Below are 18,161 nucleotides of genomic sequence, written 5' to 3'. Positions count from 1 at the left end.
AATAAACCATTTAGACAGATTCGTAAGAAAACTAAACAAACAGAAATTATCTGTAAAAACAGCTCACTCTTTGGTCACTACCAAAGAGTTTTTTTATATTCGCATATTCACACTAAAACTTACAATGATGCTGAGAAAGAAAAATAACATAATAAGCCATACGCTCATACTGCTTGCTCTGACGGCTTTCCTTACGGCTTGCACTGCTTCGCAGAGTGTTTCAGGACAGAAACGTGCGGAAAAGGCGGAACAAGTTTCTACGGCTATGCAGAATGTACTCAACAGTAAGCATTTCACACTAAACGTCAATAATATGTACCCTGTCAGTGCATCGAGCAAATACGTTGGTGGAGAGTTCTTTCTGGAAGTTAAAGGCGATACGTTGCGCAGCTATCTTCCTTATTTCGGAGCTGTCTATCATTCGTCCTACAATATGGGTAACGCGTTGGATTTCGAACAGAAAATGGAAAGTTTTCAGCAAGTTCGGAAGAAGAAAAATTGCACCACCATCTACATTTCAGTGCGCACTGCAGAAGATTTCTTCAAATACACACTCAACATCTTCGACAATGGTCGTTTTGACCTGTATGTACTGCCGGTCAATCGCCAGTCTATCTCCTACGACGGCGAACTCAAATTCTAAATATTTTCCACGCAAGGCATAAGTTCTCAGGACAAAAACAGCCTTACATACACCTCTCAAACTCGTCGTTTTCCTTATTGCGCCAGCTGACATCCTTATTCTGTCAGCTGGCTTCTTTATTGTGTCAGCTGACGCCCTTATTGTAGCAAAGCACACCCTATAGAAAAGCATCATTTGGCACCTCTTGTGCAAAATAGCAATAATCTTAGCTCGCAATTTCTCACACACAGAGCTTGAAAAAAGTAAAACATACTCCAACATCTAAACGAAAGAAAGTCTCTACTCAATCCCTCTGCTAATAGTCCAAAACATCACAATCGAAAAGAGAGAATACGTGGCACAACAAATCTATTTAGAGATTTTCTTCCGACATGTATAGTTTTTACTACATTTGCCTGTCAATAAAAATTAAGCTTTTATGAAAATTCTCCAGTTTTTAGCAGCTGCATTTCTCTGCGCTAATAGCCTATCAGCCCAAGAATATGTGGGTGGCGATATCTCGCTCCTGCCCAAATATGAGCAGAATGGGGCGAAATATTTCGACCATGATGGCCGTCCTGTGACGGATGTCGTCGCTTTCTTCAAACAACAAGGACTCAACTCTATGCGTGTGCGCCTCTTTGTTAATCCAGAAAACGCCTCGGCAACAGATAAGGGACAGGGGGTTTGTCAAAACCTGGAGTTTGTCAAAAAACTTGCTAAACGCATCAAAACTGCTGGAATGTCACTTATTCTTGACTTCCACTACTCCGACTCTTGGGCTGATCCTGCCAAACAATGGACACCAAAGGACTGGGAACAGTTGAACGATGGAGAACTCTACACGGAAATCTACAAATACACCGCAGACGTACTTAAAGAACTCGTAGAGATTGGTGCGACACCTGATTTCATCCAAACGGGCAATGAAATTAGCTATGGTATGCTCTGGGGGAAAGAAGGCTCACAAGACCACAGGTGCTACATCGGCAACACAGCAAATTGGGCACGCTTCACCACTTTGCTAAAACGAGCGGGGCAGGCTTGCCGAGAAATTTGCCCGCAAGCAAAGATAATCCTCCATACAGAACGGACGTTGCAACCCAATGTGCAAGAAAACTTCTATCAGAAAATGGCTGAAGCGGGAGTCAATTATGATATCATCGGATTGAGCTATTATCCTGCTTATCATGGTACTCTCTCTTCGTTAGATAAGGCTCTAACGGCACTTGAAAACAAGTTTGGCGATAAGAAAATCATGATTGTCGAAACGGGCTATCCCTATGCTTGGCCCGTAGGTGGGACAACCTACGATTTGACAAGCACTTACCCCTACTCTGATGCGGGACAAGAACGCTTCACGAAGGATCTAATCACGACTCTTCATAAACATCAAAACGTAAACGGACTATATTGGTGGTTCCCAGAAGCCAACGAAAACGGATTGGATTGGACATCACACCGTGTGACAGACTCTTGGTACAATGCTCCCTTATTCGACAATCGTACGGGGCGAGCCACTTCAGCTCTTTCTGCACTGAAATCGTTTCTATCGCCTACTTCTGGCATCGTCTCTCTATCGACCTCGACAGCAGATAATAGCTGGTACACGTTGCAAGGTCTCCGCATCAACCAGCCTCAAACTCCAGGACTTTATTTGAAGCAAAATCAGAAGATTCTCATAAGATAAAACATTCGTGCAACTTCCTTACGAGCCCCGCCATCACTTACCTTCAAAGAGAGGATAAGAGTATGGCGGGGCTCTGACTAATAATGCTCTGACTTTCACATAATCGCGTATTTTTCGTAATTTTGCGGGTTGAAAGAAAAGTAACTGAATGAACGCAGAATTTAATTTCGATGTCATTGTCATAGGAGCGGGCCACGCTGGATGCGAGGCGGCCAACGCTGCCGCCCGTATGGGAGCGAAGACCTGCTTGGTGACAATGGATATGAACAAAATCGCACAAATGTCGTGTAATCCGGCCATCGGCGGCATCGCCAAGGGGCAGATTGCGCGCGAAGTGGATGCGCTGGGAGGCTTGATGGGCATCGTGACAGACGCCTCGGTCATACAATTCCGAATGCTCAACCGCTCCAAAGGTCCTGCCATGTGGAGTCCGCGCGCACAGTGCGACCGCGCACGCTACATACAGGAAATGCGCCTCATTTTGGAGAATACGCCCAACCTGCACATTTGGCAGGACGAAGCCCGCGAAATCCTCGTTGAAAACGGACAAATCACGGGCGTACGTACTATCTGGGATGTCGTGCTTCATGCCCGCGCCGTAGTCATTACTGCAGGAACGTTCTTGAATGGTCTGATGCACATCGGACGCAGCAAGGTGGAGGGCGGAAGGTGCGCCGAACCGGCTTCAAAGTTTTTAACCGCATCCATCGAGCATTTCGGCATACGTAAAGCTCGCATGAAGACGGGTACTCCCGTACGTATCGACAAACGTTCGGTACATTTGGAGGAAATGGGCTTAGAACCCGGTGAAACCGACTATCATCGCTTTTCCTATCTCGGTCCACAACGCAAATTACCTCAGCTTCCCTGTTGGACGTGTAATACAAACGAAGAAGTTCACAAGATTCTGCGCTCAGGACTGGCGGATTCTCCTCTCTACAACGGACAAATCCAAAGTATCGGCCCGCGCTATTGCCCGAGTATTGAGACTAAACTGGTAGTATTCCCCGACAGAGAAAGCCACCCTCTATTCCTCGAACCAGAAGGAGTAGAAACCAACGAGCTATACCTAAACGGTTTCTCATCAAGTCTGCCCATGGATATCCAGCTGCAAGCTCTGAAACAAATTCCGTGCTTTCGCGATGTAAAACTTTATCGGCCTGGCTATGCCATCGAGTATGACTTCTTCGACCCTACCCAACTAAAACATTCGTTGGAATCGAAAAAGGTAGACGGTCTCTTCTTTGCTGGACAAGTCAACGGTACGACCGGTTACGAGGAAGCAGCTGGGCAAGGCTTGCTTGCTGGTATCAACGCCGCACTTAAATGCAGCGGCAGCGAAACCCTAACACTTCATCGAGACGAAGCTTATATCGGTGTCTTGGTGGACGATCTCGTAACAAAAGGAGTGGATGAGCCCTACCGCATGTTTACTTCGCGTGCTGAATACCGTATTCTACTGCGCCAAGACAATGCCGATGCTCGACTCACCCCTATTTCCTCACGCCTAGGAATTGCCACACCTGAGCGTACCACTATTTGGGAAAAGAAACAGAAGAATATCGATGAAATCATCTCTTTCTGTCACAACTACCCCATAAAGATAGATAGAATCAACGCGTTCTTAGAGCAACATAACTCCACCCCATTGCAGCGCGGATGCAAACTTTTCGATCTTTTAGTGCGCCCCGAGCTCAATCTCTCTTTATTGTCCGAAGAAATAGATAAATTAAAAGAACTCATCGATAGTTTCGGCGATAAAAAAGAAGAGATTGCCGAAGCAGCAGAAATAGAAATGAAATATTCCGGATACATCGAACGAGAGAAACAATTGGCTGAAAAAATGCAACGTTTGGAGGCCATTAAGATAAAAGGCAATTTCAACTACGAAGAAATAAATTCCCTCTCGACAGAAGCTCGACAGAAATTAACAGCCTTACAGCCTACAACACTCGGACAAGCCAGTCGCATCCCAGGAGTATCCCCTTCAGACATCAGTGTACTCTTGGTACTATTAGGCAGATAATATCGATGAAAAGGTATATTTCTATTCAGTTCCACGTGAAACAAATCTTTAGAAACCTCAAGAAATAAAGGAAAGTATGAACGAGAAGTTGTTACTTGACAACCTGCGAAACATTCCCGACTACCCAAAGGCTGGAATACAGTTTCAAGATGTCTCCACGCTATTTAAGAATCCCGATTGCGTGAAGGAGATAAAAGAAGAATTAGTACGTATCTACAAAGATAAAGGTATAACCAAGGTCGTCGGCGTTGAGTCGCGCGGATTCGTCATGGGCGGAATTCTGGCCAGCGAATTAGGGGCCGGCTTCGTTATGGCCCGCAAACCGGGCAAGCTCCCTGCGCTAACGTGCAAGGCCTCCTACAAAAAAGAATACGGCTACGACACGATTGAGATTCACACGGACGCCATCGAAGAAGGAGATATCGTGCTAATCCACGATGACCTTTTGGCAACGGGCGGAAGTATGCAAGCTGTTTACAATCTTTGTGCACATTTCAAGCCGAAGAAGATATACATCAACTTCCTCATTGAATTGGCGATGGAAGGCCTACACGGACGCGAGACATTAGGGGCAGACAAGGACATCACTACCCTGGTCACCGTTCGTCGGTAAATACTGACAAGAAATCCGCTCTACTCAACAAACACAACGGACCTGCCGTACGCTCGCCGTACCGCAGGTCCGATTCAGTCCATACCGGTTAGAAATTCTCTTATATGAAAAAAGAAGAACGCGCTAAAATCGACGAATACCTCAAAGGTATCGTTCTGAGCCTCCCAGACTCGCCTGGATGCTATCAGTATCTCAACGAGAAAGGAGTTATCATATATGTAGGTAAAGCCAAAAATCTGAAGCGTCGCGTAAGTTCGTACTTCAACAATCCAAAGCAAACCTACAAGACACAGTTTTTAGTGCCGAAGATTCGGGATATTCGCTACATCGTCGTAGACACGGAGGAAGACGCATTACTTCTGGAGAACAAGCTCATTAAGAAATATAAGCCACACTATAATGTACTGCTCAAAGACGACAAGACCTACCCTTCGCTGGCCATTACCAACGAATACCTACCTCGGCTCGTCAGAGTGAGGAAAAGGACGGGCAAAGGCGCACAATTCTTCGGTCCTTACAGCCATACGCCCACGATGTACGCTCTGTGGGACCTCTGCAAAGGCCTCTACAAGCCCCGGCCGTGCCACACAGCGATGACACGCGAGGGAATAGAGGCTGGCAAGTACGAAGTTTGTTTGGAATACCACCTACATAAATGTTTAGCCCCATGCGTAGGACGTCAGAGCCGACAGGACTATATCAACAACATAGAGGCTTGTCGAGAGATTCTGAAAGGCAATACGGCTGAAGTGGCGCGAAAGATGAAAGAACAAATGATGGCCTTGGCCGCAGAACTACGTTTTGAGGAGGCAGAACTCGTCAAGCGGCAATACATAATGATAGAGAACTACCGTGCAAAGAGCCAAGTGATCAGCGACATTCTCTATAATATAGACGTTTTCAACATTGAAAGCGAGGAAAAGCTGGCTTATATCAACTATCTACACGTGGTGAATGGCGCTATCGTGCAGGCTTTCACTTTTGAATACAAGAAGAAACTCGACGAAACTGACGAGGAACTGCTGGCGATGGGCATTGTTGAGATGCGCGACCGCTATGAGAGCGATAGCAAAGATATTATTGTACCGTTTCACGTAGACTTACCCAACGACTACGCCCTCCAGACCATTCCACAACGTGGCGATAAAAAGAAATTGCTCGACTTATCGAAACTGAACGTAAAGCAGTACCGCTTCGACCGTCTGAAGCAAGCAGAGAAGCTCAATCCAGAACAAAAGTCTGTGCGCCTCATGAAAGAAATTCAACGCGATTTAGGGCTGGAAAAACTCCCTTATCACATCGAACTCTTCGATAATTCCAACATCCAGGGCGAAGATGCCGTGGCAGCTTGCGTGGTCTTTGAAAAACTAAAACCTTGTAAGAAAGAATACCGCAAGTATAACATCAAAACCGTGGTAGGACCTGACGATTACGCCTCTATGAAAGAAGTTGTTTTCCGCCGCTACAGCCGACTCAAAGAAGAGGGAAAGAAACTGCCTGAACTGATTATAGCCGACGGCGGAAAAGGCCAGATGGAAGTTATCCGCGAAGTGGTGGAAGACGCTTTAGGCCTCAACATCCCCATAGCGGGTTTGGCCAAAGACAATCACCACCGCACGCGCGAGCTCCTTTTTGGATTTCCTCCCAAGAGCGTAGGGATGAAAGCCAATAGCGAGCTTTTCCGCCTGCTCACACGCATGCAGGATGAAGTACACCGCTTTGCCATCACCTTCCATAGGCAAAAACGCTCGAAACGTCAAACAAAATCAGAACTTGATACTATCCCAGGAGTAGGTGCAAAGACCAAAGAGCTCCTCATCAAGACTTTCGGCTCTGTAAAACGTATCAAAGAAGCCAGCTTGCAGCAACTGCAAGTGGTTGTAGGGCGCGCAAAAGGGCAGAAACTATTTGAAAACCTCCACTCCAATAAGGAAAATCACGAATAAGTTTGTACATTTGCTAACAGTATTATGCGAACAGTTATTCAAAGAGTTTCTCACGCCTCCGTAACCATAGATGGTTGCGTACACGGTAGCATCCAACAAGGATTTCTTATACTCCTCGGCATTGAGCCTTCAGACACCGAAGCAGACGCCGACTGGTTGACGAAAAAAGCAGCAGGGTTGCGCATCTTCGATGATGAGGAAGGCGTCATGAACCGCGACATCGTCAGCATCGGAGGTAACGCGCTCGTTGTGAGCCAGTTCACACTGATGGCAAGCTACAAGAAAGGCAACCGTCCCTCCTATCTGCGCGCTGCTGGCCATGATATCGCCGTGCCTCTCTACGAATATTTCTGTCAACGCCTTTCGGAAGCCATTGGAAATCAAGTAGAAACAGGAGTTTTTGGGGCAGATATGAAAGTAGAACTCCTAAATGATGGGCCAGTAACTATTTGTATGGATTCAAAGAACAAAGAATAAAACAGAAGAAAAGAATCTAAAATAAGAGAAAATCACTCTCAACAATCTGTTAATCAAACTCTTTTCTAAACATCTCCAAGCAAAGAATATATGACATTAGAAGAAGCACAGGCAACTGTGGACAAATGGATCAAAGAGTATGGCGTGTGCTATTTCTCCGAACTTACGAATATGGCATGCCTTACGGAAGAAGTGGGTGAACTGGCTCGCATCATCAGCCGCAAGTATGGCGATCAAAGTTTCAAAGAAGGCGAATCACAAGACCCTGCCGATGAGATGGCCGATGTCCTATGGGTATTGCTCTGCTTAGCCAATCAGACAGGGGTGAACCTCACAGAGGCTTTTGAGCGCAATATGGAAAAGAAAACACGCCGCGATGCTACGCGACACAAGAATAATCCCAAACTAACATCTAATCATTAAAATCAAAAAAATATGCCCGAAAAAAATTTGCATATCCAGAAAGATGCAAGCCAAACTGCAAACATGAGCAAGTACGAACAAGCATTTCAGAAATACGACCTACAGCTCAACGACGATGCGGTAAAAGCTGCCGTAGAGAAGCTCCTCGAGGAGAAATCAGCTCAGTACAACACCCCAGAAGTGCTCCGCTATTTGTTGAGCACTATTGAGCTAACCACGCTCACCTGCAACGACTCCGACGAGAGCGTACTGGCCATGGTAGAGAAGTATAATAAAGTGGCCGAAAACCACCCTGACCTCCCACCCTTCTCTGCACTCGTCACCTATCCTCGCTTTGTGGACATCGTGTCCAAGAGTCTTGAAGTGGAAGGCACCAAAGCAGCCTGCGTTGTAGGCGGTTTCCCATCCTCACAAACGTTTATAGAAATCAAGACCACCGAAACTGCTCTCTCTATCAAAGACGGTGCAGAAGAGTGCGACATGGTGCTCTCTGTAGGTCCCTTCCTTCAAGGCGACTACGAGACTTGTGTCGACGAGATTGAAGAAATCAAGGCCGTGTGCGGCGAAGTGCCTCTCAAGGTTATCCTTGAGACGGGCGAACTCAAAACAGCTGCCAACATCAAGCGCGCAAGCATCCTGTCCATGTACGCTGGTGCAGACCTCATCAAGACCAGCACGGGCAAGACTCCCGTATCGGCAACTCCCGAGGCAGCTTACGTTATGTGTCAAGCCATTAAGGAATACTATAATGAAACAGGCCGTATGGTCGGTTTTAAGGCTTCTGGCGGCGTTTCTACCCCTAAAGATGCAGTTCTCTACTATACCATCGTTCGTGAGGTCTTAGGCGAAGAATGGATAAAGGCCGGCCTTTTCCGCATCGGAACAAGCTCTCTGGCATCACGCCTATTAACGGCTGTAACGGGTGAAGAATTCGAGAAATTCTAAACTTCTGTCAAAATTATAGCTTAAAAAGTATCCGCAACCTCCTAAAGGAGAGGTTGCGGATACTTTATTTTTGCGAGAATCAAAGCCTGCCACCACGTAGCAAAACAAGGAAAGACACACATTGCAAAAGGCTATATTTCAACATCTTAAAGATGGGAAAAAATATCCTTATTGTGTCAGCTGACGCAATAAGGATGCCAGTTCACACAATAAGGATGTCAGCTGACATCCTTATTGTATTTTTAGAGAGTATAAGAGTATTGTAGAGGAGAATGGAGCAAGGTTGTGGCAAAGCTTTTTGCCGCCTTACAAGTCCTTTAAAAAGTCAAGAAATAACTTATAAATCGCGACCTATTGTAAAGTCGAGATAGCGCAGAAGGGCTTCGCGAACCTCCACATTCTGAAAATTGTCCAAGATACCCAAGGCTTCTGTGCGCATACGTTCCATAGTGTCCCGCGCATAGTCGATGCCGCCAGCTTGCTTGGTATATTCCACGAGATTCGATATTTCTTCGCGCGTGGCTGTCCCCGCCTTCACCTTTGCGGCCCAATCGCGAACATCTTGACGCTCGGTGTGATTGACAGCATAAATAGCCGGTAGTGTGAGCTTCCCCTCGGCCATGTCATTTCCCGTAGGTTTCCCTATATTAGAATCCTCGTAATAGTCGAAAATATCGTCGCGGATTTGGAAACAAACGCCCACGATTTCAGCAAATTTGGAAATCTCCTCGGCAAGCGATTCGGGTGCTCCGGCACTCAGTGCTCCCAGGCGCGCACAAGCCGTAAAGAGAGCCGCTGTCTTGCGCTGAATAATATGAAAATAAGCTTCTTCCGTGCTCACCTCGCTGCGGATATTGGCCAACTGGCGCACTTCTCCCTCGGAGAGCGTCCCGCCCAAGAGAGCTATAATATCCACAATGCGCACATCCTTTGTCAGTGCAGCTTGATGAAGCGTTGCGGCCAAGATATAGTCGCCCACTAACACTGCCACTTTGTTGCCATAAATGGCATTCGCACTGGCGTGTCCGCGGCGTTTACCGCTTTCATCAACAACATCATCGTGAATCAAACTGGAAGTGTGTAGCAACTCAAGGGCTACGGCCGAACGAAGTGTAGCTTCACGAACAGGACCAAATTCGCGGGCTACAAGCAAAACGAGAATGGGACGCATCATCTTCCCCTGCCTACTGCCTACATACTGCAAGGCGGCGTTAAGATATTCGTCCTCGTGAGTGAAACAGCTGTCAAATAAAGCTTTATATTCCTTCAGCTCGTTTTCAATCGGTTTGCGGATAAGTGATAGTTGGTCCATTAGTATGCACATTTTGAATCGCAAAAATACTAATTTAATCGTGATTGCGAACGATATTATATCTGCAATCGGCACAGATACGTTAAATTAAAAACTTTTTATGATAAAGAAAAAGAAACAAAAAGCGTGCGGGGAAAGCTATAAAGCAGAGAGGGAGGTGTGATTTAGGCAGGTGGGAAAAGAGGTGAGTAGGGCCGAAATTGCTATATTTGCAACAAACAAAGCACAGCAATGAAGAAATTCTATCTCCTCGACGCCTACGCGCTGATTTATCGCGCCTACTATGGTCTCATCCGTAGTCCGCGCATCAATTCCAAAGGCCAAAACACGAGTGCCATCTTCGGATTCCTGACCACCCTCAACGAGGTGCTGCAAAAGGAGCAACCCGATCTCTTGGCCATCGGTTTCGACCCCGCAGGACATACGTTCCGCCACGAACTCTTCCCCGAATACAAGGCACAACGTGAGGCCACGCCGGAGGACATCAAAAAGGCTGTACCCATCATCAAGGACCTCATCAAGGCCTACCGTATTCCCATCTTGGAAGTGCCTGGTTTCGAAGCCGACGACGTCATCGGAACGATGGCGAAAGCCGCAGTGCGGGAGGGCTACGAGGTGCGCATGATTACGCCCGATAAGGACTATGCCCAACTTGTAGAACCCAACTTGCTGATGCAACGCCCGGGCCACGGCAATGCTCCGTGGGAAATTCTTGGCCCTCAAGAGGTCTGTGAGAAATATGGCTTGCAGTCGCCACTACAAGTCATCGACTATCTCGCACTAATGGGTGATGCTGCCGACAACATACCGGGCTGCCCTGGCGTTGGCCCAAAAACAGCCACTACCCTACTCCAGCAATTCGGATCTTGCGAGGACATCATCGCACATAGTTCGGAACTGAAAGGAGCAGTAAGAAAAAAAATAGAAGAACACGTCGACGAAATCAAACTCTCGAAAGTTCTGACGACAATCAAGACCGACGTACCACTCCAATACGACTTTGAACAATTCAAAATAGAAGAGCCGGACAAAGAGGCCTTGCGCCAAATTTTTACTGAGCTCGAATTTCGCTCTTTCCTCACAAAACTCGACGGACCTCAAAAATCCTCAAAATCTGCTCCCGTTGAGCTCTCTCTCTTTGGCTCAGAATCGACCGAAGATAAAGGAGATGATTCTGAACGCCTCTTTTCGCGATTAGAAAACCTATCTTACGAATACAAACTAGTTGATAATGAAACGGAAGCAAAGGAATTAGCCAACTTTTTATTGACAAATGAAATTTTTAGTCTAGACACGGAGACCACTTCCATAGAGGCATTGGACGCCAAATTAGTGGGATTGAGCTTTTCAACAGAGGATTTCCGCGCTTGGTACGTTCCCGTTTCACGTGAAACAGAGAAAGCTAAAAAAATCCTTGATATTTTCCGTCCGGTGTATGAGAACCCGAAAATTTTGAAAGTCGGGCAAAACCTCAAGTATGATCTTACGGTACTAGCCAATTATGGCATCCACCTCTCCGGCCCTCTTTTCGACACGATGCTGGCTCACTATCTCATACAGCCCGAACTTCGCCACAATATGGATTATCTGGCTGAGATATACCTCAACTATAAAACCATACACATTGAAGAACTGATTGGCCCTAAAGGGCGCAGTCAGAAAAACATGGGAGACCTCGAGCCGAAGGATATTTATAAATACGCCTGCGAGGACGCTGACGTAACACTACGCTTGATGAAACCATTGGCGGAAGAGTTGCGCAAAAATAGCCTTGAGGAAGTGTTCCAGAACATAGAGATGCCACTGATGCCCGTCTTAGCGCGAATGGAGCGCAACGGGGTTGTGCTCGACACCGATACCTTGAAGGAAGTGGAAAATGACTTTACGGCGCGCCTTCAGACTTTAGAAAAAGACATCTACGAATTAGCGGGACACGAATTCACTATCAACTCTCCACGACAGGTGGGAGAAGTGCTTTTCGGCGAACTGAAACTCTCTGAAAAGGTCAAGAAAACCAAGAGCGGGCAGTATTCCACCAGTGAGGAGGTGCTGCGCGATCTCCATTCGAAGCATCCTATCGTGCAGAAGATACTGGATTATCGCGGACTCAAGAAGCTTCTTTCCACCTATGTTGAAGCCCTTCCAAAACTCATCAATTCTGCCACAGGACACATTCATACCTCTTTCAATCAGGCCGTTACGGCCACGGGGCGCCTCAGTTCTTCCAATCCGAACTTGCAGAATATCCCTGTGCGCGGCGAAGATGGCCGCGAAATTCGTAAGGCCTTTATCCCCGAGGCGGGAGAAATCTTTTTCTCTGCCGACTACTCCCAGATAGAGCTTAGAATTATGGCTCATTTGAGTGGAGATGAGCACATGATTGAGGCTTTCAATGCTGGCCATGACGTACATGCAGCCACGGCCGCCCGTATCTTCCACAAGGACATTAAAGACATCAGCAAAGACGAACGCCGGAAGGCCAAAACAGCTAATTTTGGTATCATCTACGGTATTAGTGCTTTCGGTTTGGCTGAACGTATGGACGTATCGCGTACAGAGGCCAAGGAACTCATCGACTCCTATTTTGAGATGTATCCGAAGATAAAGGACTATATCTCAAAGGCCGTGGACACTGCACGGGAGAAAGGCTACATCGAGACAGAGTTCGGCCGTCGCCGCTACCTCCCCGACATCAATAGCCGCAATGCCGTGGTGCGCGGCTACGCGGAGCGAAACGCCGTGAATGCACCCATCCAAGGGACAGCTGCAGACATCATCAAAATTGCTATGATTCGCGTGCAGCAGCGTTTAGATGCCGAAGGCTGCAAGGCACGCATGATGTTGCAGGTGCATGACGAATTGAACTTCAGCGTTCCTACCGATGAGTTTGATAAGGTGAAACGCATCGTCATTGAAGAAATGCAAGGAGCTTATAAGATGAGCGTTCCCCTCGAGGCGGATTGCGGCGAGGGCAAGAATTGGCTCGAAGCCCACTAACAGACACAACGAAGCGCGGAAGGATGCTACTGGCTGGTCCAGTACTCCCCTTCCGCGCTTTGCCTATAAAAGCAACTGCCACCTATAAGGAAAACCTCCATAGGTGGCAGTTGTTATTATATAGAAATAGTTCGTTTATGCCTTAACAGCAGCTGCCAAACGGCGGCCCAATTCGCGTGCGCGCTCCAATACGTCGGGGTTTGCGCCCTGCTTCCATTCCACAGGCGCATCCACCATCTCCATTTTCATACGTTCGTTGTATTTCTCCAGAATCTTAACGGCCTGACCAGCCCAAGAGAAACCGCCGAAAGCCGCCAGCACATGATTGCTGACTTTACGGCCGCAGAGACGTTCCATCATATCGTTGACAACGGGGAAAAGTTCGCCGTTGTAAGTAGGTCCGCCAATGGCCAAACCTTTATAGCGGAAGATGTCGCGGAGAACATAGGAAGGCTGCGACACACTCAGATTGTGAACCACAATCTTGCGTACGCCTGCTTCCGCTGCTCCTTCGGCAATAGCCTCAGCCACGCGTTGCGTGTTGCCATACATAGACCCATAAGCCACCACGATACCTTCTTCGGTCTCGCCAGCCCCCAGACGGCGGTACAGCTCAATGATAGTGGAGATATGCTCCGTCCAAACTGGGCCGTGAGTAGAGCAAATCATCTCTATCTCCAGAGGTGCCAGTTTCTTGAGTCCTGCCAACACTTGTGTGCCATATTTTCCCAAGATAGCAGCATAGTAGCGTTCCATTTCTGGAAGGTAGGATTCCGTGTCCATATTGCGATCGACAATGTTTCCATTCAGCGCACCGAAGCAACCGAATACATCGCCAGAGAACAGCACCTTATCTTCCTTCAGATAACTTACCATGGTTTCCGGCCAGTGCAGCATCGGCACAAGATGGAACTGGAGCGTCGTGCTTCCCAAGCTCAATTCTGTTCCCTCTGTTACCACTACATCATCGGCTGTCGGTACACCGTAGAAACCTTCCACCATATCGAACGTCTTTTTATTGCCCACTAATTTGACATCGGGGTAATACTTTTTAAGAAGACTGATGGAGCCGCTATGGTCTGGTTCCATGTGATTGATGACAAGGTAATCGATCTTACGGTCGCCAAGGACAGCGTGCAGCTTATCAAGGAACTCGAGGAAGAAATCGGCCTCAACGGTATCTATGAGGGCAACTTTTTCGTCGACAACTAAATAGCTATTATAGGACACGCCTTGTGGTAAATGCCACTGGCCTTCGAAGCGATGTTTTGTGCGGTCGTTCACACCAACATAGTAAATCTTATCTGTGAGTTGCATATCTTTGGATAATTTCTAACATATATCTTTTTCTCAGAAAGAAGACTTTAGAAATTCGCAAGAGGTTAGAAATCAACGACATATCACTCTTGCCGTCCCCTATCCCATTTGGTTCGTTTTCCGTCTCTTTCTTACAGTGTGCAAAGATACAAAGAAAACAAGTATGCAACAAGATAGTAACTGCAAGATACCAAGAACGAGGTAGGAGCTTAAGGAAAACACAGAACAACTCAAACCTATACTTCACCAACTCCCAGAAAATGAGCTATACAGCTTATTCTGTCTACTCCAAAGACTACCAAATCGCCTCCTCTCATAAGGGTATTCATCTATGCAATAAGGATACCCATGGATACAATAAGGCTATCAGCCGACAGAATAAGGATGTCAGCTGACAGAATAAGGCTATCAGCTGACACAATAAGGAAAACCACGCACGCAATAAGGAAGCCTACGCGCCGAGAATGGCGTATTTCGGGCCGGCGGTAGGCACGATGGATTTCAAGCCATTCTCAGGGCTACAGACTGCGAATTATGTTTACAAAACATACTCTTATCAAACCATAAAAGAAGGAAGAAAAACGAGAAAAAAGGAAATAGAGAAAGATAAAATTGCTATGTCGAAGTGTTAAATCTCACCCATTGAGCCGCTTTTTAATGGCTTTCGATGGGCAGATATTCTAAAAAATCCTTTACCTTTGAATCCCTTTACACTGATTACTAACTGTTTTTCTGACTTAAGGATGAAAATAAGACATATAGGTTTGCTTCTCTTGCTCGCTGCTGGAATGCTGATTGCGGGGTGCTCTCCATCGGAAAATGTGGTCGATGTAAGTACCGATGCGCTTAGTTTCAACTCCGAATATGCAGGCAACACAAGCAGCCTGACTTGGGCACAGAACAGCAAGATAGGAATCTTCGAGAAAAAGAGTGGACAAACGCTCTCGGAAAGCAGCATAGTTGATGGTTTTTCCAACATTCCGTACCAAACCATCGGTAACGGCATTTTCACACACACCACGCGCCCGCTGACCTATCCGCAAGATGGGTCGGCCGTCGACTTCATAGCTTATGCGCCCTTTAGCGACACGCTGCGGAGCTACCAAATCAGCGTGGATGTGAGCCAGCAAGCGGACAATCCGTGGCTCAACCTGCTCGCCTCCAACAACCTCGTGGCGCGCACAAACACAAAACACCCCACGCTGCGCTTCAAACGCGCACTGGGTAAGGTGACGCTCACCATCAACTCCACCGACGGCGGCGACATTAGTGGCTTGACGGCCACACTCTTTGATATGCCCACAAGCGGCACTTTCGACCTCCGCAACAACACGATGACGGTTACAGCTCCACGCAACGGCACTATCCCCATGACCATGACGGGTAGCAAATTCACCCGTACGGCCACGGCCTATGTCCTACCTCAGCAACTGCAAGCCTTGAAGGTACGCTTCACAGCTGCCAACGGACTGGTGCGCGAAGTGACGCTATCGCCCAGCGTGACCGTGAACAGCGACAACGCCTTGAAGCAAGACGTCACCATCTCGGGCTTAGGCTCTACCACCACCGTTGTGGCGGGCAAACAGCACTGGACGGAAACGCCTCTCATCACTTCCCAACAGAGCAGTAATGTGAGCCTGCGCTACATAGAGCACTTCTTCGCTCGCAATGGCCAGAACTATCGCAACTACGCTATGCTCTACGATACGGACCTCAAGATGGCTTATTGGGTGGCTTATCCGCTCTGCACTTTCTATACGCAGCGCAACACAGGGCGTACGGATGCTTGGGACTACGATCCCTTGCTCTCAACGGAACAACAGCCCACGATGAAAAACGCAATAGAGCGGTATCAGCGTGGCCACCAGATACCGAGCGCCGACCGCTATGTGACGAAAGAAGCCAATAAGCAAACGTTCTACTACTCCAATATGACGCCGCAAGCAGGTGCTTTGAACGGAGAGGTATGGGCGCGGTTGGAAAGCGCGGTCCGCGGTTGGTCGTCAAACATCGATACGCTGTACGTCGTTACGGGGGCTATGCCCACCACGGCAAGTAACAGTTCCGTGACTTACGTTAGCGACAATAGCGGCAAAAAGATTGCCGTGCCCAAATACTACTTCAAAGCTCTCTGCCGCATTGATCGCTCAACGGGTGCGGCCTACACGATTGCCTTCAAGTTTGACCAAGGTAGCCGCGGCACTACAAATGCGGGAACTTCCGTGAGCTACTATTCGGCCAATTATATGGACTTCGCGCTCAGCGTGAGCGAGCTGGAAGAGCTCACGGGCTTCACTTTCTTCCCCAGCATCCGACAGCAGTACAAACTGACCTATGATGCAGGAAAATGGCAATAAGACAATAAAATTATAAACTAAATATCTACAAAAATGAGATTAAAGACCTTTATCCTGACAACAGGTGCAATGGCTCTGACTCTGGCTTCTTGTACGGAAATAGAGGATCATAGCAATTGGGGTTATGGCACTGAGCCTAACTTTACTGCCTACGTGAGTGGAGGCACCTCTATCGGTAAGGCCGATTCCTGGACTACGGGAATCACCGCTGGCGTATTTATGAAAGCAGCCGGCAGCAAACTCTCCGAAGCCACTTCATGCAACCGCGAATACCAACTTTCCGATCGCGGAAAACTGACTGCTGCCAACACAGATGCTACCATCCATTTCCCATTAGATGGTTCAAAGGTGGACTTTATTGCCTATGCGCCCTACAACGCATCGGCTGCAACGGGCGCTTTCTCTGTGTCGCTCAACGATCAGCAGGATCAATCGAAGCTCTACCTCATCCAATCGGATGATGCCACCAACTGTAGCGGTTTGAACACCGACCTAAAACTCGGCTTTAAGCACAAACTTGCCAAAGTATTTGTAGTGGCAACGGCCGACAACGGTGTGACACTTAACAACATGTCAGTGACGCTGACAAATGCAGCTGTGGAAGGCACATACAACTTAGCCAACGGGGCTTTCAAGAGCGTTTCAAAGACGGCCGATATTACGATGCCTGTCACTGGCAACCGTGCAGAGGGCACCGTGATACCCATGTCGACGACGAAGAGTAAGATTGTTGTCAATGTGAACGGAATGACAAAGGAATTCTCTATCAACAAAACGGCTTTCCTTGCTGGCAAGACCTACGCCCTCCCCGTAAAGGTGACGGCAAGCAATCTCACTGCTGATACCATACTATCAGGCAACTGGACAGAGAACCCAGGCGCCACTGTGGCTACTCCAACGCCCAACGTAGACGTACATTTTCAGAATGAGAAGGTGCTGTTCGAAGAAAACTTTGGCACAGCAGCCGTCACAAAAGTGGACAACAGATGGCCGTTTGTGAGCAGCTTCACTGCATGGTCTAACCCAACGCTCACCTTTAAGGATGCCAATAACACTCTCTCACTGCGTAACCACAGCAATACAAATGTGATTTGGTTCCCCAGTGGTAAGGATTCCGACTTCAGCATCAGCGGATTCGACACACAAGGCTATAAAAAGTTAATATTGACCTACGAGCTCAATGCTAACCTCTACAACGCGGGAGAAGAGATGGACCTCGCGGCCATGACGGGAACGTTCAACGGTCAAGCCTTTGCTACACCATCGAAGATAGTAAAGAATCCCGATGACAAGAACACATTCACCACGATTACTATCGAACTCCCCGTTAGTGCTGCAAATGCTACCTCAGAACTGCATTTCCTCAGCTCGGCAAATGCCAACACAAAGGGACTCCGCTTAGCAAAGATCAAACTTGTTGGAACAAAATAAAAAAA

Annotated in this window: 14 protein-coding genes; 12 read left to right on the top strand and 2 right to left on the bottom strand. The window is 47.6% G+C overall.

Annotated features, from left to right (window positions below; genetic code table 11):
- Positions 1-127: 127 nt before the first annotated feature.
- From ABLA33_RS01390 to deoC, 8 genes are all read left to right on the top strand, one after another.
- Positions 128-643: a DUF4251 domain-containing protein gene (locus ABLA33_RS01390; protein WP_347718946.1), complete on the top strand. Its 516-nt coding sequence runs from the start codon at positions 128-130 to the stop codon at positions 641-643.
- Between the two features lie 418 nt (positions 644-1,061).
- A complete protein-coding gene (locus ABLA33_RS01385; protein WP_347718945.1) occupies positions 1,062-2,312 on the top strand; it encodes a glycosyl hydrolase 53 family protein in 1,251 nt (416 codons plus the stop codon).
- Between the two features lie 148 nt (positions 2,313-2,460).
- Positions 2,461-4,338 carry a tRNA uridine-5-carboxymethylaminomethyl(34) synthesis enzyme MnmG gene (gene mnmG, locus ABLA33_RS01380; RefSeq protein ID WP_347718944.1) on the top strand — a complete coding sequence of 626 codons (1,878 nt, stop codon included), beginning with the start codon at positions 2,461-2,463 and terminating at the stop codon, positions 4,336-4,338.
- Between the two features lie 76 nt (positions 4,339-4,414).
- Complete coding sequence (locus tag ABLA33_RS01375) at positions 4,415-4,951, top strand: adenine phosphoribosyltransferase (RefSeq protein ID WP_347718943.1); 537 nt, start codon at positions 4,415-4,417, stop codon at positions 4,949-4,951.
- Between the two features lie 104 nt (positions 4,952-5,055).
- The gene (uvrC, locus tag ABLA33_RS01370; RefSeq protein ID WP_347718942.1) at positions 5,056-6,897 is read left to right on the top strand and encodes an excinuclease ABC subunit UvrC; all 1,842 of its coding nucleotides are present in this window, start codon (positions 5,056-5,058) and stop codon (positions 6,895-6,897) included.
- Between the two features lie 24 nt (positions 6,898-6,921).
- Positions 6,922-7,374, top strand: coding sequence for a D-aminoacyl-tRNA deacylase (dtd, locus tag ABLA33_RS01365; RefSeq protein ID WP_347718941.1), 453 nt, complete (start codon positions 6,922-6,924; stop codon positions 7,372-7,374).
- Positions 7,375-7,464: 90 nt separating this feature from the next.
- Positions 7,465-7,797 carry a nucleotide pyrophosphohydrolase gene (locus tag ABLA33_RS01360; protein ID WP_347718940.1) on the top strand — a complete coding sequence of 111 codons (333 nt, stop codon included), beginning with the start codon at positions 7,465-7,467 and terminating at the stop codon, positions 7,795-7,797.
- Positions 7,798-7,809: 12 nt separating this feature from the next.
- Complete coding sequence (gene deoC / locus ABLA33_RS01355) at positions 7,810-8,742, top strand: deoxyribose-phosphate aldolase (RefSeq protein ID WP_311489827.1); 933 nt, start codon at positions 7,810-7,812, stop codon at positions 8,740-8,742.
- A gap of 337 nt (positions 8,743-9,079) precedes the next feature.
- On the opposite strand, the gene ABLA33_RS01350 is transcribed toward deoC, so the two are convergent.
- Entirely contained in the window at positions 9,080-10,054 is a 975-nt protein-coding gene (locus ABLA33_RS01350; RefSeq protein ID WP_347718939.1) for a polyprenyl synthetase family protein, read from the bottom strand.
- A 231-nt stretch (positions 10,055-10,285) separates the two neighbouring features.
- Between ABLA33_RS01350 and polA the strand changes: the two genes are divergently transcribed.
- Complete coding sequence (polA, locus tag ABLA33_RS01345; RefSeq protein ID WP_347718938.1) at positions 10,286-13,051, top strand: DNA polymerase I; 2,766 nt, start codon at positions 10,286-10,288, stop codon at positions 13,049-13,051.
- Between the two features lie 135 nt (positions 13,052-13,186).
- Here polA and ABLA33_RS01340 read toward each other — a convergent pair whose 3' ends face one another.
- Entirely contained in the window at positions 13,187-14,368 is a 1,182-nt protein-coding gene (locus tag ABLA33_RS01340; RefSeq protein WP_347718937.1) for an FprA family A-type flavoprotein, read from the bottom strand.
- A 260-nt stretch (positions 14,369-14,628) separates the two neighbouring features.
- Between ABLA33_RS01340 and ABLA33_RS01335 the strand changes: the two genes are divergently transcribed.
- The 3 genes from ABLA33_RS01335 to ABLA33_RS01325 all read left to right on the top strand — a co-directional run bounded on the left by ABLA33_RS01335 (position 14,629) and on the right by ABLA33_RS01325 (position 18,156).
- Positions 14,629-14,763, top strand: coding sequence for a hypothetical protein (locus ABLA33_RS01335; RefSeq protein ID WP_347718936.1), 135 nt, complete (start codon positions 14,629-14,631; stop codon positions 14,761-14,763).
- A gap of 348 nt (positions 14,764-15,111) precedes the next feature.
- Entirely contained in the window at positions 15,112-16,725 is a 1,614-nt protein-coding gene (locus ABLA33_RS01330; protein ID WP_347718935.1) for a DNA/RNA non-specific endonuclease, read from the top strand.
- Positions 16,726-16,758: 33 nt separating this feature from the next.
- The gene (locus ABLA33_RS01325; RefSeq protein ID WP_347718934.1) at positions 16,759-18,156 is read left to right on the top strand and encodes a fimbrillin family protein; all 1,398 of its coding nucleotides are present in this window, start codon (positions 16,759-16,761) and stop codon (positions 18,154-18,156) included.
- Positions 18,157-18,161: the final 5 nt, after the last annotated feature.

Origin of the sequence: uncultured Alloprevotella sp. (assembly GCF_963536905.1) — a bacterium.
Taxonomy (GTDB): Bacteria; Bacteroidota; Bacteroidia; order Bacteroidales; family Bacteroidaceae; genus Alloprevotella.
The sequence above is the reverse complement of the archived record's forward strand: the minus strand, read 5'-3'. Positions and strand labels throughout refer to the sequence as shown.

Bases quoted from the DNA above. Each gene is read 5' to 3' on its own strand.
- ABLA33_RS01390 (WP_347718946.1), top strand. From the start codon at position 128: ATGCTGAGAAAGAAAAATAACATAATAAGCCATACGCTCATACTGCTT.
- ABLA33_RS01385 (WP_347718945.1), top strand. From the start codon at position 1,062: ATGAAAATTCTCCAGTTTTTAGCAGCTGCATTTCTCTGCGCTAATAGC.
- mnmG (WP_347718944.1), top strand. From the start codon at position 2,461: ATGAACGCAGAATTTAATTTCGATGTCATTGTCATAGGAGCGGGCCAC.
- ABLA33_RS01375 (WP_347718943.1), top strand. From the start codon at position 4,415: ATGAACGAGAAGTTGTTACTTGACAACCTGCGAAACATTCCCGACTAC.
- uvrC (WP_347718942.1), top strand. From the start codon at position 5,056: ATGAAAAAAGAAGAACGCGCTAAAATCGACGAATACCTCAAAGGTATC.
- dtd (WP_347718941.1), top strand. From the start codon at position 6,922: ATGCGAACAGTTATTCAAAGAGTTTCTCACGCCTCCGTAACCATAGAT.
- ABLA33_RS01360 (WP_347718940.1), top strand. From the start codon at position 7,465: ATGACATTAGAAGAAGCACAGGCAACTGTGGACAAATGGATCAAAGAG.
- deoC (WP_311489827.1), top strand. From the start codon at position 7,810: ATGCCCGAAAAAAATTTGCATATCCAGAAAGATGCAAGCCAAACTGCA.
- ABLA33_RS01350 (WP_347718939.1), bottom strand. From the start codon at position 10,054: ATGGACCAACTATCACTTATCCGCAAACCGATTGAAAACGAGCTGAAG.
- polA (WP_347718938.1), top strand. From the start codon at position 10,286: ATGAAGAAATTCTATCTCCTCGACGCCTACGCGCTGATTTATCGCGCC.
- ABLA33_RS01340 (WP_347718937.1), bottom strand. From the start codon at position 14,368: ATGCAACTCACAGATAAGATTTACTATGTTGGTGTGAACGACCGCACA.
- ABLA33_RS01335 (WP_347718936.1), top strand. From the start codon at position 14,629: ATGAGCTATACAGCTTATTCTGTCTACTCCAAAGACTACCAAATCGCC.
- ABLA33_RS01330 (WP_347718935.1), top strand. From the start codon at position 15,112: ATGAAAATAAGACATATAGGTTTGCTTCTCTTGCTCGCTGCTGGAATG.
- ABLA33_RS01325 (WP_347718934.1), top strand. From the start codon at position 16,759: ATGAGATTAAAGACCTTTATCCTGACAACAGGTGCAATGGCTCTGACT.